Annotated in this window: 13 protein-coding genes; 4 read left to right on the forward strand and 9 right to left on the reverse strand. The window is 61.7% G+C overall.

Translation table 11 applies throughout. The features are described from left to right. Positions 1–21: 21 nt before the first annotated feature. Positions 22–2,034, forward strand: a complete 2,013-nt coding sequence (locus tag BLS57_RS18360) for a M3 family metallopeptidase (RefSeq protein ID WP_093744108.1) — start codon at positions 22–24, stop codon at positions 2,032–2,034. A gap of 15 nt (positions 2,035–2,049) precedes the next feature. Here BLS57_RS18360 and BLS57_RS18365 read toward each other — a convergent pair whose 3' ends face one another. From BLS57_RS18365 to BLS57_RS18390, 6 genes are all read right to left on the reverse strand, one after another. Next, positions 2,050–2,988 carry a 2-hydroxyacid dehydrogenase gene (locus tag BLS57_RS18365; RefSeq protein ID WP_093744109.1) on the reverse strand — a complete coding sequence of 313 codons (939 nt, stop codon included), beginning with the start codon at positions 2,986–2,988 and terminating at the stop codon, positions 2,050–2,052. Between the two features lie 3 nt (positions 2,989–2,991). Beyond that, a complete protein-coding gene (gene rodA / locus BLS57_RS18370; RefSeq protein WP_093744110.1) occupies positions 2,992–4,131 on the reverse strand; it encodes a rod shape-determining protein RodA in 1,140 nt (379 codons plus the stop codon). Continuing rightward, complete coding sequence (mrdA, locus tag BLS57_RS18375) at positions 4,128–6,077, reverse strand: penicillin-binding protein 2 (RefSeq protein WP_093744111.1); 1,950 nt, start codon at positions 6,075–6,077, stop codon at positions 4,128–4,130. Before mrdA ends, rodA begins: the two co-directional genes overlap by 4 nt. Before the next feature lie 15 nt (positions 6,078–6,092). Next, positions 6,093–6,632 carry a rod shape-determining protein MreD gene (locus BLS57_RS18380; RefSeq protein ID WP_093744112.1) on the reverse strand — a complete coding sequence of 180 codons (540 nt, stop codon included), beginning with the start codon at positions 6,630–6,632 and terminating at the stop codon, positions 6,093–6,095. Beyond that, a complete protein-coding gene (gene mreC / locus BLS57_RS18385; RefSeq protein ID WP_093744113.1) occupies positions 6,629–7,531 on the reverse strand; it encodes a rod shape-determining protein MreC in 903 nt (300 codons plus the stop codon). The genes BLS57_RS18380 and mreC overlap by 4 nt, the downstream gene beginning before the upstream one ends. A gap of 71 nt (positions 7,532–7,602) precedes the next feature. Further along, positions 7,603–8,649, reverse strand: a complete 1,047-nt coding sequence (locus BLS57_RS18390; protein ID WP_040700660.1) for a rod shape-determining protein — start codon at positions 8,647–8,649, stop codon at positions 7,603–7,605. Positions 8,650–8,835: 186 nt separating this feature from the next. Between BLS57_RS18390 and BLS57_RS18395 the strand changes: the two genes are divergently transcribed. Further along, on the forward strand, positions 8,836–9,417 hold the full coding sequence (locus tag BLS57_RS18395) for a VOC family protein (protein WP_093744122.1): 582 nt from the start codon (positions 8,836–8,838) through the stop codon (positions 9,415–9,417). 514 nt (positions 9,418–9,931) lie between these two features. Here BLS57_RS18395 and BLS57_RS18400 read toward each other — a convergent pair. After that, positions 9,932–11,500 carry a 2-isopropylmalate synthase gene (locus tag BLS57_RS18400; protein ID WP_093744114.1) on the reverse strand — a complete coding sequence of 523 codons (1,569 nt, stop codon included), beginning with the start codon at positions 11,498–11,500 and terminating at the stop codon, positions 9,932–9,934. Between the two features lie 305 nt (positions 11,501–11,805). On the opposite strand from BLS57_RS18400, the gene BLS57_RS18405 reads away from it, so the two are divergent. Continuing rightward, positions 11,806–12,474 (forward strand): SDR family NAD(P)-dependent oxidoreductase, encoded by a 669-nt coding sequence (locus tag BLS57_RS18405; protein WP_093744115.1) that lies wholly within the window; start codon positions 11,806–11,808, stop codon positions 12,472–12,474. Beyond that, positions 12,471–13,997, forward strand: coding sequence for a cryptochrome/photolyase family protein (locus BLS57_RS18410; RefSeq protein WP_208597606.1), 1,527 nt, complete (start codon positions 12,471–12,473; stop codon positions 13,995–13,997). Before BLS57_RS18405 ends, BLS57_RS18410 begins: the two co-directional genes overlap by 4 nt. Before the next feature lies 1 nt (position 13,998). Here the strand turns inward: BLS57_RS18410 and BLS57_RS18415 are convergent, their stop codons facing one another. Continuing rightward, positions 13,999–14,355 carry an antibiotic biosynthesis monooxygenase family protein gene (locus tag BLS57_RS18415; RefSeq protein WP_093744117.1) on the reverse strand — a complete coding sequence of 119 codons (357 nt, stop codon included), beginning with the start codon at positions 14,353–14,355 and terminating at the stop codon, positions 13,999–14,001. 145 nt (positions 14,356–14,500) lie between these two features. Then, positions 14,501–14,795: transposase (locus tag BLS57_RS18420; RefSeq protein ID WP_208597607.1), on the reverse strand; the 295-nt coding region annotated here is incomplete at its 5' end.

Genomic DNA, 14,795 nt, shown 5'->3' on the forward strand with positions numbered 1-14,795 from the left:
TTGAGGCCAAAGGAGACTTTCATGACAAATCCGCTGCTCGCTGACTGGGACACCCCTTTCGGCATCGCCCCCTTTGACCGTATTTCCGACGAAGATTTCGCGCCCGCGCTCAAGACGGCGCTTGCCGAACACCGGGCCGAGATTGACGCCATCGCGGGCAACCCTGACGCCCCCAGCTTTGCCAATACTGTAGAGGCGCTCGAAGCCTCGGGCCAAGCGCTCGACAAGGTGCTGAGCGTGTTCTTCACCGTCGCAGGCGCCGACAGCAACCCGACACGCGAGGCGTTGCAGCGCGACTTCTCGCCGGAATTGGCCGCGCATCAATCCGCCATCTCTGGCAACGAAGCGCTGTTTGCGCGGATCGCGGCAGTTTGGGAAGCGCGAGACGGTCTGGGCCTGACAGACGAACAAGCGCGGGTGCTGATGCTGACCCATCGTGGCTTTGTCCGGGCGGGTGCGGCGCTTACTGGCGATGCGGCGAAGCGGATGAAAGAGATCAAAGCGCGGCTGGCGGTGCTGGGCACCCAGTTCACGCAAAACCTGCTGGCGGATGAGCGCGCTTGGTTCATGCCGCTGGATGAGAGTGATCTCACGGGCCTGCCTGATTTCGTGATCGACACCGCCCGAGCGGCGGGGGAGGAAAAGGGCACGGACGGCCCGGTGGTGACCCTGTCGCGGTCGCTGATCGTGCCCTTCCTGCAATTCTCTGACCGCCGCGACCTGCGCGAAAAGGCCTTCCGCGCATGGGAAGCACGCGGGGCGAATGGCGGCGAGACCGACAACCGCGAGATTGCCGCCGAGACACTGGCACTGCGGCAAGAGCGGGCGGAATTGCTCGGCTATGAAAACTTCGCGGCCTATAAGCTGGAAACTGAAATGGCCAAGACGCCGCAGGCCGTGCGTGACTTGCTGATGTCGGTCTGGAAACCCGCCAAGGCGCAGGCCGATGCCGACGCGCAGGTGCTGACCGCGCTGATGCAAAAAGACGGTGTCAACGGCCCGCTAGAGCCGTGGGACTGGCGCTACTACGCCGAAAAACGCCGTGCAGCGGAGCATGACCTCGACGAGGCCGCGTTGAAACCCTTCTTCCAGCTCGACCGGATGATCGACGCGGCTTTTGACTGTGCCACCCGTCTCTTCGGTCTCCAGTTCGCACCGCTCGATGTGCCCCTCTACCATCCCGATTGCCGGGCGTGGGAAGTGACGCGAGACGGCAAACATGTGGCGGTCTTTATCGGGGACTATTTCGCGCGCGGCTCAAAGCGCTCTGGCGCGTGGTGCTCGGCGATGCGGGCGCAGGCGAAGTTCCCGCAAGACCAAGCGCCCGTGGTGATCAACGTCTGCAACTTTGCCAAGGGTGACCCGGCACTGCTGTCTTATGACGATGCCCGCACCCTGTTTCACGAGTTCGGCCATGCGCTGCACCAGATGCTGTCGGATGTGACCTATGAAAGCGTCAGCGGCACTTCGGTGGCGCGGGACTTTGTTGAGCTGCCCAGCCAGCTTTACGAGCATTGGCTGGACCAGCCGGAAGTCTTGCAGGAGTTCGCCACCCACGCCCGCACGGGCGAGGCGATGCCGCGCGAGATGCTCGAAAAAGTGCTGAAGGCTGCGACCTTCGACATGGGGTTCCAGACGGTGGAATACATCGCCTCGGCGCTGGTCGATCTGGAGTTCCACGACGGCGCAGCCCCGACCGATCCGATGGCGCGGCAGGCTGAGGTCTTGGACAGCATCAGCATGCCGCAAGCCATCCGGATGCGTCACGCCACACCGCAGTTTGCCCATGTCTTTGCAGGCGACGGCTATTCCAGCGCCTACTACAGTTACATGTGGTCCGAGGTGATGGACGCCGACGCTTTCGCGGCCTTCGAGGAAGCGGGCGGGGCCTTTGATGTCGAACGCGCCAAGGCGCTGGAAACCCATATCCTTTCAACAGGCGGCAGCCGCGATCCGGCGGAACTCTACACCGCGTTCCGGGGGCGTTTGCCGGGGGTCGAGGCGCTGCTCAAGGGACGCGGGCTGGCAGCCTGAACAAGGGGCCGGGGGTCAGTACCCCCGGTCGCGGTCCACCAGATGCAGCAGAGGCTCCCCGGCTTCGCTGCGGCGAATGTTCTCGGCAATCACCTCGGAGGCCGTGTCATTCCGCGTCGCGGCGGCGATATGCGGGGTCACGGTGACATTGGGATGCGCCCAGTAGGGGTGATCCTCGGGCAGCGGCTCGACCCGGAAGACATCCAGCGTTGCATGAGCGATCTGGCCACTGTCGAGTGCTGCGAGCAGCGCGTCGTCATTAATCAGCGGACCGCGCCCGGGGTTGATGATAAAGGCCCCTTTGGGCATCTGCGCGAGCGTTTCAGCGTTGATGACATTCTGCGTCGCGGGCGTGTCGGGCATCAGCAGCACGGCGATCTGAGCGCTCTTGAGCGCTTCGGTCAAACCCGCGTCACCATGTAGACAGCGCACGCCATCGACCGCCTTCTCACTCCGCGACCAGCCGCTGACGTTAAAGCCCAGCCCAACCAGCGCCTCGGCCACCGCCTGCCCAAGCGCGCCGAGCCCAAGGATCGCGACACTGCGATCACGGGCGAGCGGCTGGCTGCGCGGCTCCCATTTGGCGTCTTGCCGGGTGATGTCGATATCCAGCCCCAGATGATAGCGCAGCACATGGCCGGTGACCCATTCGACCATGCCGTGGGTCAGGCCAAAATCAACCATCCGGGTCAGCGGGATTTTTAGGGTCTCGTTGCCGGTGATGTTCTCCACCCCGGCCCAGAGGTTCAGCACCGCTTTGGCGCGGGTGTAGGGGGTGAAATCCTGCAAATCGCTGTTGGGCGCATAGACGATGTAATCGACCTCTTCGGGCGCAAATTTCGTGGCGAGTTTGAAATTCCGCCCCGCCAGCGCCTTGGTCAACGCATCCGTCAGGGGCTGTTCATACCCGGTCCAGCGTTCGGCTTTGGCGGCGAAAAGAATGTTGAGCGTCATAATTTACCTTGGTCTGTGAACATGCGCCGATTGCACGAGGCCAAAGGCCAAGAGCAGCACCAACATGGCTGAACCACCGTAGCTCACCATCGGCAGCGGCACGCCCACCACCGGGGCCAGCCCCATGACCATCGACATGTTGACGGCGAAAAAGAGAAAGAAGTTGAGCGCGATGCCTAGCGTCAGCAGGCTTGCGAAACGGTCTTTGTTCTTGATCGCCGAGACGATGCAAAACAGGATGATGAGTGCATAGAGGCAGAGCAATGACACGCCACCAAGAAAGCCAAACTCTTCGGCCAAGGTGGTGAAGATGAAGTCGGTGTGTTTCTCGGGCAGGAAGTTCAGCCGCGACTGTGTGCCTTGCATGAACCCCCGCCCAGACCAACCGCCCGAGCCGAGCGCGATCTTGGACTGCGTAATGTGATAGCCCGCGCCCAATGGGTCTTGGCTGGGATCAATGAAGGTATCAATGCGGCGGTATTGGTAGTCTTTGAGCAACTGCCATGGCGTGCCGCGTGACTGGAAAACCGCTGTGACCAGCCCGATGGCGGCAGCGATGACAGCGGCGAAATAGGCCCAGTGGACGCCCGCGAGGAACATCAACCCGCCGCCTGCGGTCAGCAGCAAGATCGAGGTGCCAAGGTCGGGCTGTTTCAGCACAAGCGCGGTGGGCACGACGATGATTAGAATAGGCAGCAACACCCAAAAGGGGCGCGAGACCTTTTTCACGGGAAGCCAGTCGTAGTAGGCCGCCAAAAACAGCACCAGCGTGATCTTCATCAATTCCGACGGCTGTAGCCGCATGAAACCAATGTCGATCCAGCGCTGCGCCCCCATGCCGACAGAGCCGAAAAGCTCAACCGCCACCAAAAGCACCAGCGTCGCCCCATAGGCCACGCCCGAGAGGTTGCGCCAAAGCCAGATCGGCACCATTGCCACGGTGAACATGATCGCCAGTCCCAGCCCAAACCGCTTGATCTGCGGCTCGGCCCAAGGGCTGAACGACCCGCCCGCCACGGAATAGAGCATCAAGAACCCGACGCCTGCGACAGAGGTCAGTAGGATCGCCAGCGGCCAGTTCATAAACAGGATCTTGCGTAGCCCGGTGGGGACGTGTTTGACCGTATGTTCGAGGTAGCTCATGCCTGATCTTCGCCCTCTTTCGCGGCGACGGTGCCGGGGGCCAGATCGCGCAGTTTTTCCTGTTGGGCTTGGATGCGACCCCGGTCGGACTTGGGATAGGCTTCGAGCGGTGGCTCGCCTCCGGCCATTGCCTGCAGCATCACATCGCGCGCGATGGGGGCCGCTGCGGTCGAGCCGCCGCCACCGTGTTCGACCAGCACGCAAGCGGCATAGCGCGGTTTGTCGAAGGGCGCGAAGCAGACAAAGAGCGCGTGGTCACGGCGTTCCCATGGCAGGTCGGCGTTGCGGGTCACGCCTCGGGCGCGTTCGGCAGCGGTGATATTGCGGACCTGACTGGTGCCTGTCTTGCCCGCCATGCGCATCGTATCGTCGATGATGCGACTGCGGTAACCGGTGCCGCGGCGGTCATTGACTACGTCATACATCGCTTTGCGCACCTGCCGTAGGTGGTTTTCGTTCACCCCCATCGGCTCGCCCGCACCGCTGGGCTGTTCGACACCGTCGATGGATTTGATCAGCCGCGGATCGACCGTGCGGCCTGTCGCGATGCGCGCGGTCATAATGGCAAGCTGCAAGGGGGAGGCGAGGTTAAAGCCCTGACCGATTGAAGCGTTGACTGTATCCCCCACGACCCACTCTTCGCCTCGTGCCGAGCGTTTCCACTGTTTCGTCGGCGTCAGCCCTCCGGCGACCGAAGAAAGTGCCAGATCATGCTTCATGCCAAGGCCAAAGCGGTTCGCCATGGCGGTGATCTTTTCGATCCCGACCTTCACGGCCAGATCGTAATAATAGACGTCACAGGACTGCTTGAGCGAGTTTTGCAGATCGACCCAGCCGTGGCCTGCGCGTTTCCAGCAGTGGAAACGGCGCCCGGCGACTTCGAGATGGCCGGGGCAATAGACGGTTTCTTCGGGGCCGACGATGCCTTCTTCGATGGCGGCCAGGGCCACGATCATTTTGAAGGTCGAGCCGGGCGGGTAGGTGCCCTGCACCGGCTTGTTCACCAGTGGCCGGTATTTCGAGTTCAGCAGCGGGTTGTAATCGGTCGAGGAGATGCCGCCGATAAAGAGGTTCGGGTCATAGCTGGGCGAGGAGGCCAGCGCGGCCAGATCGCCATTCTGGCAGTCGATGATCACCACCGCGGCGCTTTCCTCGCCCAGACGCGCCTGAACGTACCGTTGCAGGTTAGCGTCGACCGTCAGTTGCAGGTCCGCGCCGGCCTGACCTTCGCGCCGTTCCAGCTCGCGCATCACGCGGCCCGTGGCGTTGACCTCGACGTTCTTGGTCCCCGCACTGCCGCGCAGCAGGCCCTCAGCGCGGGCTTCGACATTGATCTTGCCGATCTGGAACCGGGGGATACGCAGCACCTGATCGGGGTCTTCGAGCGCATCAAGGTCGGCTTGGCTCACCCGCCCCACACGTCCCACCACATGGGCAAAGTCCTCGCCGCGCGGGTAGACGCGGGTCAGGCCGACTTCGGGGGTGACGCCGGGCAGGGCAGGGGCATTAACGCTAACCTTGCTCACGACCTCCCAACTGACGTCATCGACTATAGTCACCGGCAGGAAGGGCGCCGTGCGGGCCATCTCGGCTATCGCGCGCTCGCGGGTTTCTTCGTCGATCTCGATCACCTGAGCGAGCCGTTCCATCACTGCTTCGACATCGCCCGCGTCCTCGCGCACCATGACGATGCGGTAGGAGGGGACGTTCTCGGCCAGTTGTAACCCGTTGCGGTCAAAAATCTCGCCCCGGGCGGGCGGGATCAGCCGAATGTTGATGCGGTTTTCTTCGGCCAACAGGCGGAACTGGTCCGCCTGATCAATCTGAAGGTAGCGCATCCGCGCAGCCAACCCGCCCATGAACAGCAATTGCGCCCCGCCCAGCAGGGCCGCGCGGCGGGTCAGTTTGAGGTGGCTTGCGTCATTGTCAGCGCGGTTGCGTCTCATCTCATCAGCCTCCGATCAAACCCGTTTGCCGAGCGCGTCGAGATCGCCCGGTGCGGTTTTGCGCACGCCCATGATACCATGAGTCGCGAAAACAATCAGCGGGTAGACCACCAGTGTTCCAGCCATTTCGGTAAGGTTCAGCGTCCAAGAGGGCGTGGGCAGCAAGGCGAGGCCCAAGAGGAAACGGTTGCCAAGGATCACAAGGCTAAGCACGACAGCCACGCTGAGCCATTCGGCGGCAAAGCTCGCATCCCGCAAATGGCGTCCACGTGATTTCAGGTTCTCGACGCCAATCAAAGCAAGCGCGGCCCAGAGGCCTGGGGGGCGTTGTAGCAGCAAGTCAGCAAGCAAGAAGACACCAGCCAAAATCATCGCAGGCACATATTCCGGACGTCGCAGCCCCCATGCGCAGGCAAAGCCCAGCAACAGGTCCGGCCCGGCCCATGCCCGCGGTGTGGTTTCGAGCGGGAGCAGGTGAAAGAAAAGGATCACCAGCGCCAGCGCGACAAAACCGGACCGCATAAGCCAAAGGCGGCTGCGCGAGAGGTCGGTCATTGGGTCACCCCCACAGGGGCAGCGGGGTCGGCCAGGGGGCCATCCGAGGTGATGACATGGGCCGTGTCGGGCACTTTTTCATTGCCGTGGTGGCGCAGCACCCGCAGAAATTCCAGCCGCTCGTAATCCGCCGCAAGCCGCACCCGCAGCCGCCCGCCGGGGTCGGCAGCGACCTGACCGATCAGGATGCCCGCCGGAAAGACCCCACCATCGCCAGAGCTAATGACACGGTCACCGGGGCGGACCAATTCAGGGTTCTCGATAAAGTCCAATGGCGGTGCCGCGCTGTTGTCGCCCGTCACCATCGCACGCTGGCCTGAAGGTTGGATCGTCGCCGGAATGCGGCTGCTGGCGTCTGTCAGTAGGATCACGCGGGCGGTGTTTTTGCCCACCCCTGCAATGCGACCCACGAGGCCAATGCCGTCCATCGTCGCCCAGCCCTCGATGAGCCCGTCGCGAGCGCCGACGTTCAGCAGTACCGATTGCCGGTAGGGCGAGCCGCTATCGGCCAGTACGGTACCGGTGATGAAGGTGAGGCGCGGGTCAAGGCGGACGTTGTTGAGATCCAAGAGCCTCGCGTTTTCCTGTTCCAACTGCAGCGCCGCTTCTTTCCACGCCTGCATCTGGCGCAGTTCCGAGCGCAGCTCGCGGTTCTGTTCGCTAAGGCGTTGGTAGCTTTGGAAGTCACGCAGCAGGTTAATCGTGCCCGTGACCGGAGCCATCGCCCAATCGAGGTTTGGCACGAAGCGATCCGTGACCTGTGCGCGGAAGCGCTCTACCCGCGGGCTGTCGATGCGCCACAGCAAGAAAACCCCGGTCAGTGCCAGCACCAGCACAGCCATCAGCAACCGGCGCAGGGGGCCGGTGAAATCGTTGGAGCTGGAACGGTCCTTGGCCATCTGTGCTGAAACTCCCACCCGGTCAGGCGGGGCGTTCTCGCCGCGTGCCGGGTCTGGCTACCTTGCCAGTGTTAACTGTCGTAGTCGATTGCGTGACGCAGTTGCTTCTCGTATTCCAGCGCCTTGCCGGTGCCGAGGGCCACACAGTTCAGCGGCTCATCCGCGACCGAAATCGCAAGGCCGGTCTGTTCGCGCAGTGCGAGATCCAAGTCACCCAAGAGCGCGCCGCCGCCGGTGAGCATGACGCCCCGGTCGACAATATCGGCAGCGAGGTCAGGCGGCGTGGTTTCCAGCGCAGTCATCACCGCTTCGCAAATCTGCTGCACCGGCTCGGCCAGCGCCTCGGCGATCTGAGCTTGGGTGACTTCGATCTCCTTCGGCACGCCATTGAGGAGGTCGCGCCCACGAATCTGCATCGAGGTGCCGCGCCCGTCGTCGGGCATGCGTGCCGTACCGATAGAAGTCTTGACCCGTTCAGCCGTGGTTTCCCCGATCAGCAGGTTCTGCTGGCGGCGCAGGTAGCTGATGATGCCCTCGTCCATCCGGTCACCACCGACGCGGACCGAACGGGCATAAACGATGTCGCCGAGGCTCAGCACCGCGACTTCGGTGGTGCCGCCGCCGATGTCGACGACCATATTACCGGTAGGGTCGGTGATCGGCATGCCCGCGCCGATGGCGGCTGCGATAGGTTCAGCAATCAGCCCCGCGCGGCGTGCACCGGCGCTCAGCACCGATTGCCGGATCGCGCGTTTTTCCACGGGGGTCGCGCCATGCGGCACGCAGACGATGATCTTGGGCTTGGAGAAGGTCGAGCGCTTGTGCACCTTGCGGATGAAGTGCTTGATCATCTCCTCGGCGGTGTCGAAATCGGCAATCACCCCTTCGCGCATTGGGCGGATCGCCTCAATGCTGCCCGGCGTCCGGCCCAGCATCAGCTTGGCGTCTTCGCCTACGGCGAGCACTTTCTTGACACCGTCTTTGACGTGGTAGGCGACGACCGACGGTTCGCTCAGCACGATGCCCTTACCCTTGACGTAAACCAGCGTATTCGCGGTGCCGAGGTCGATCGCCATATCAGAGGAGAACAGACCGCGGAATTGATCGAGGATGGACATGAGGTAGCAGCGCCTTGCAAATATTCGGACAGGCCCGCGAACATCGAAATGCGCGGGCTATTGGCCCTTATAGGACGCGCGAGGTCAGGGTGAAAGGGGCAAGGCGGCAAAGGTGGCGCGATATTGCCATCGCGCTATGATGCAGTGGTAGATTTACCGGAATTCAGGGCGGAGGTTGGCGACATCATGCAGAAAATTCAGACACTCGGGGTGCACCACATCACCCTCACTGGCGCCGACCGGCAAAGCTCGATCGACTTCTGGGAGGGGGTCTTGGGGATGCCCTTCATCTTTGATCAGCCGAATATGGACGATCCGGACGAGGGGCATCTTTACTTTGATCCCGGTGACGGGCGGTTGATTACCATCTTCACCAATGAGACTCGCAAACCGGTGCATAAACGCACGCCGACCGATCCGGGTTGTGTGCACCATCTTGCCTTCGAGGTAGACCGCGCGATGTTCGATCAGGTGTTGGAGCGGTTAGAGGCACGGGGCATTGGGCATTCCGGGGTGAAGGATCGGGGGTTTATGCACTCGATCTACTTCAAGGATCCGCTGGGTTTGTTGATAGAACTGGCCTGCTACACCTTCATCCCGCCGCGCGGGTCGAGCCATGCTGAGGTGATGCTCGAGGCGCATAAGTTGCGGGTGGCGGCGGGGGATGACCACATTCAGCGCGGGCATCTCGCGGATGCGGTGGTAAAGATTGTCGAGCGGGGCCAGGCGTCACTGAGCGAGGATCGCGGGGCGAAGAACCCCTATTGAAACGGTGAGGCTGGCACTGGGCCCGGAATCAAGCCGCAGGCGCCGAGCCATTGCCTGCCCGCCCGTCACGCCGGAAGCGTGCCGTTATTCATGACGCACCTTTGGTGCGACGGGTAGGCGATTTGGTAAGGCTGGGTGGGGCATTGCGAAGGTGCATCTTGGCTGAGCCATAAAGTGGCAGCGACGTGAGGTTAGATCGCCGACCCACGGTCAGGCGCTGGCCCTCGTTTTCGATGGCTTCTGGTGTCACCGGGGCGCCGATGGCAGTGAAGAGGGCACTAACCCTCTTTCTCGAGGGGCTTCCATGCCACCCCAGCCCGGAATCAAGCCGTAGGCGCCGGGCCATCGCCTGCCCGCCCCCCGGGTAGGCGATTTGGTGAGGCTCGGCGTGACATTGCCAACGCTCATCATAGTTGAGCAATAAAGTGGCAGTGACATGACGTCGGATCGCCGACCCGCGGACAGGCGATGGCCCTCCAGCGAAAAGGGCGGGGTGTTACCCCCGCCCCGCCATTCAGCTCACATCTTTGTAGTTGATCTCACGCTTGTCCGTGCCGCCCTTCTCGCGCCGCACCAGCAGGCGGTTCAGCGCGTGGATATAGGCCCGCACACTCGCCACCACGGTATCGGTATCGGCAGACTGCCCGGTCACGATCCGGCCCTCTTCCTCCATCCGGACCGACACCGTCGCCTGCGCGTCAGTACCTTCGGTCACCGCATGCACCTGATACAACTGCAGACGCGCCGTATGCGGCACCAGCGCCTTGATGCAGTTAAACGCCGCATCGACTGGGCCATCGCCGGTCTGGTTGGTGCTCTGCTCTGCGCCATCCACATCCAGCACCATCTCCGCGCTCTGCGGGCCTTCGGTGCCACAAACGACCTTCATCGACTTGAGGCGAATGCGATCTTCCTCCGGGTCCGTCGCGGTGCGCATCAGCGCGATCAGGTCATCCTCGTAGATTTCCTTCTTACGGTCCGCCAATTCCTTGAACCGCACAAAGACATCCTTGAGCTGGTTGTCCCCCAACTCAAAGCCAAGATCCTCCAACTTCGACCGCAATGCCGCGCGGCCCGAGTGTTTGCCCATGACGATATTGGTTTCGGTCAGACCCACATCTTCGGGGCGCATGATCTCGAATGTCTCGGCGTTTTTCAGCATGCCGTCTTGGTGGATGCCAGACTCATGCGCAAAGGCGTTCTTGCCGACAATCGCCTTGTTGAACTGCACCGCAAAACCCGAGACCGTCGCGACCCGGCGCGAGATGTTCATGATCTTGGTGCTGTCCACTCGCGTCTCGTAAGGCATGATGTCATTGCGCACTTTCAGCGCCATGACGACCTCTTCGAGCGCGGTATTGCCCGCGCGCTCGCCCAGACCGTTGATGGTGCATTCGACCTGGCGCGCGCCGGCCTCGACCGCGGCGAGGCTGTTGGCCGTCGCCATGCCCAGATCATTATGGCAATGCGTGGCAAAGACGATCTCATCCGCGCCCGGCACTTTTTCCAGCAACATGCGGATCAACTCGGCGCTTTCGCGCGGCGCGGTATAGCCGACGGTATCGGGGATGTTGATCGTGGTGGCCCCGGCCTTGATCGCAATCTCCACGGTACGGCAGAGGTAATCTTCCTCCGTCCGGGTGGCGTCCATCGGTGACCATTGCACATTGTCACACAGGTTGCGCGCATGGGTTACGGTTTCATGAATGCGGTCGGCCATTTCGTCCTGCGTCAGGTTCGGAATAGCGCGGTGCAGAGGCGAGGTGCCGATGAAGGTGTGAATGCGCGGTTGGGCTGCGTGTTTCACGGCTTCCCAGCAGCGGTCGATGTCGCCAAGCTGGGCGCGGGCGAGGCCGCAGATCACCGCGTTCTGGCTCTGCCGCGCGATCTCGCTTACCGCTTTGAAATCGCCTTCCGAGGCAATCGGAAAACCGGCCTCAATGATGTCGACGCCCATCTCATCCAAAAGCGACGCGATCTCGAGCTTCTCAGCATGGGTCATCGTCGCCCCGGGGGACTGTTCGCCATCCCGCAAGGTGGTGTCAAAAATCAGCACACGGTCCTGTTTCGTCATATCTGTCATCCTGGGTTCTTTCTTTGCTGTCATCCGTGGCGCGCGACACAACCCTCTGAGCGGGCGCGCCGAAGGGCACGCTCAGAGGCGAATTAGTAGCAGCAAGGTGGCGCGCAGCAGGCCCGCGCAATGGCGCGGCAGGGTCGGGATATGGACGGCCTGTGTCATGGCGATAGTTATACGCCTGTCTTTTCAAATGAAAAGGGGGTGTTCCGGGTTTTGTTTGCCCCTGCGTCACTCCCCGCTAGTTCTTTGGCATTAAGGAGTGTCGTAACAATGCAAGATCAGCGGAAGCAAGTGCAGAAAGCGGGCAAATGAACGCCCGCGTTCTCGTTATCGGGGCCAGCGGTGGTATCGGCGCGGCTTTGGTAGAAGGGTGCCGGGCCAGGGGTGATGCAGTCACGCCGCTGTCGCGCTCGGCGGACGGGCTCGACTTGACGGATGAAGCCTCCGTGTCCGCGGTGCTGGAGGCGGTCGCGAGCCCATTCGATGCGGTCTTCATTGCAACGGGCGCTTTAGAGATTGATAGCGTGTCGCCTGAAAAATCCATTCGTTCGATCACGCAAAAGGCTATGATGGATCAGTTCGCGCTGAACGCTGTTGGTCCCGCGCTGGTGCTGCGCCATGCAAGCAAACTCTTGCCCCGCGACAGGCGCGCGGTCTTTGCCGTGCTCTCGGCGCGGGTCGGCTCGATTGGGGACAACCGTTTGGGCGGCTGGATCAGCTACCGCAGTGCCAAAGCGGCGGTAAACCAGATCGTTCATACCGCCGCGATTGAACTCAGCCGCAGCCATCCGCAAAGCATTTGCGTTGCATTGCACCCCGGCACAGTAGAAACGCCTTTCACAGAAAAATACCTGGGCCGACACCCTGCCGTTCCCCCGGAAGAAGCCGCCGGTAATCTGCTTAATGTCGTCGACGGGCTCACGCCTGCCGAGAGCGGCGGATTTTTCGACTGGGCCGGAAAGGCGGTGCCGTGGTGACCCGCTTGGTTTTGGTGCTGGGCGACCAGCTATCGCAGGATCTTTCAGCCTTGCGCGAAGCCGATAAGGCCCGTGATGTCGTGGTCATGGCCGAGGTCGCACAAGAGGCCGAATATGTGCGCCACCACCCCAAGAAGATCGCGCTGGTCTTTGCCGCCATGCGCAAATTTGCCCGCGCGTTGGAGGAGGACGGTTGGAACCTGCGCTACACGCCGCTGGACGATCCCGAAAACGCGGGCTCCATCGTCGGGGAACTCCTGCGCCGCGCGGACGGAACCGGTGCCGGCGACGTTATCGCGACGGAGCCGGGGGAGTGGCGATTGATCGAAAAGCTGAATCACGCGCCCATCCCGACCCATATTCTGCCCGACGACCGTTTCATTGCCAGCCGCAAGCGTTTCGAAGATTGGGCCGAGGGTCGTAAGGCCTTGCGGATGGAGTACTTCTACCGCGAGATGCGTCGCGAGACCGGGCTATTGATGGAGGGTGACGACCCGGCGGGCGGCAAGTGGAATTTTGACCACGACAACCGCAAACCGCCGAAAGAGGGCTTGAACTTTCCCGCGCCGGTGACTTTCACGCCTGATGCCGACACCCAAGCCGTATTGGAGCTTGTGGCAAAGCACTATGGCGACAACTTCGGCGATCTTGAGCCTTTTGATCTGGCCACCACGCGGGAAGAGGCGTTGCAAGTGCTTTCGCATTTCATCACCCATGCCCTCCCGCGCTTTGGCGATTACCAAGACGCGATGATGCAGGATCAACCCTATCTCTTCCACGCGCTTATCTCGCCCTATATGAACCTCGGCCTGTTGAACCCGATGGAGGTTTGCCGTGCCGCCGAAAAGGCTTGGCAGGATGGCGATGTGCCGATCAACGCCGCCGAAGGTTTCATCCGGCAAATCCTTGGCTGGCGCGAGTATGTGCGGGGCATCTATTTTCTCGAAGGGCCGGACTATGCCGAGCGCAATGCCCTTCGGCACGACCGCGATTTGCCGGACTTCTATTGGGGTGCTCAGACCCATATGAACTGCGTGGCGCAGGCGGTTGATCAGACCAAACGCTATGCCTATGCGCATCACATTCAACGGCTCATGATCACCGGAAACTTCGCCCTGCTCGCGGGGGTCGACCCACACCAAGTCCATGAATGGTATCTGGAGGTCTATGCGGATGCCTATGAATGGGTCGAGGCGCCCAATACCGTCGGCATGAGCCAGTTTGCCGATGGTGGGGTAATCGCGTCCAAGCCCTATGTCTCGTCCGGCGCCTATATCAACCGCATGTCGGATTACTGCAAAGGCTGCACCTATAGTGTCAGCGCCAAAACAGGCGAGAACGCCTGTCCGTTTAACTTGCTCTACTGGCATTTCCTCGACCGCCATCGGGATCGCTTTCAGGCCAACATGCGGATGAAGAATATCTATGCCAGTTGGGACAGAATGGACGCCGACCGCCGGGAAACCGTTCTGCGCGAGGCGGGTCAGTGGCTCGCCCGTTTGGATGCGGGAGAGACTGTCTAACCTATCCGTCGCGCGCTGGGTGGACCTCTTGGCTATCCTGCGGCGCCTCTGCCCGGTCGAACATACCATAGTCGCGGATCACATGGGCGATGCGCAGATGGTAATCGGTGAAAATTCCCGCGCGCCCGGCTGCCTGCGCACCCCGGTGGGCGGTCAATTCGCGCCATGAGCGGACCGCTTCTTCATCGCGGAAAAAGGACAGCGACAGCAGTTTGTCGGGGTTGGTCAGGCTCTGGAAGCGCTCGACCGAAATGAAACCGTCAATTTCGTCCAACAGAGGGCGCATCTCAGCAGCAATGTCGAGATATTCGTCGCGGCGATCCGGGTCAGGCAGGACTTCGAAGATGACGGCGATCATAGGGGTTTCCCAAGACGTACTAAAGCTTGCCTTCGGGATATACGCAAATGCGCGATAGAGGAATAGCCACCACAGCCGTAGCGCTCTTTCAAAGTGCTGCCTCCGCATGAGAAAGGAGATATGGGCAAAAGTTGGTGATGCCTGATCAGGCGGCAGTTTGAAGCTGGCTGATCCCATCGCGGAACTCAACCCCTTGGATGATCTCGGGCAGACGGTTCTGTCCATCGAGTTTGCGCCATCTCTTCTGCGCTGACATCATTAGCTTGAAGGCCATGGCCAACCCGGTCGTGCGGCTGAGGCATCCTTTGGTGCGTTTCGTGCGGTGCCGGACGGTGGCGAAGGTGCTCTCGATCGGGTTTGACGTCCGGATGTGCTTCCAGTGTTCCGCCGGATAGTCGTAGAAGGTCAGCAGCGCATCCCGGTCCTTGACCAGCTTGGTG

Origin of the sequence: Sulfitobacter delicatus (assembly GCF_900102535.1) — a bacterium.
Taxonomy (GTDB): Bacteria; Pseudomonadota; Alphaproteobacteria; order Rhodobacterales; family Rhodobacteraceae; genus Sulfitobacter; species Sulfitobacter delicatus.